Here is a 337-nt window from a genome sequence, read left to right as displayed (position 1 = left end):
CGCGCCGATTTTTTTTGCGACAGTGAGGTAGGTGATCGATGAGCGGCCATTCCAAGTGGGCTACCACGAAGCACAAGAAGGCGGTCATCGACGCGCGTCGTGGGAAGAATTTTGCGCGGTTGATCAAGAATATCGAGGTTGCGGCGCGGGTTGGTGGTGGTGATCCGTCGGGTAATCCGACGTTGTTCGATGCCATTCAGAAGGCGAAGAAGAACTCGGTGCCCAATGACAACATTGAGCGGGCTCGTAAGCGTGGTGCTGGTGAGGAAGCCGGTGGGGCGGATTATCAGACGATCACCTATGAGGGGTATGGGCCTAATGGGGTGGCGGTGTTGAT

Annotated in this window: 1 protein-coding gene; it reads left to right on the top strand. The window is 56.4% G+C overall.

Features of this window, described 5'->3' with window-relative positions; genetic code table 11:
- Nucleotides 1-38 precede the first annotated feature (38 nt).
- Nucleotides 39-337: transcriptional regulator family protein (locus tag LI92_RS21555; RefSeq protein WP_046322688.1), on the top strand; the 299-nt coding region annotated here is incomplete at its 3' end.

Origin of the sequence: Mycobacterium sp. UM_Kg1 (assembly GCF_000972925.1) — a bacterium.
In the GTDB taxonomy this organism is placed as follows: domain Bacteria; phylum Actinomycetota; class Actinomycetes; order Mycobacteriales; family Mycobacteriaceae; genus Mycobacterium; species Mycobacterium hiberniae.
The sequence above is the reverse complement of the archived record's forward strand: the minus strand, read 5'-3'. Positions and strand labels throughout refer to the sequence as shown.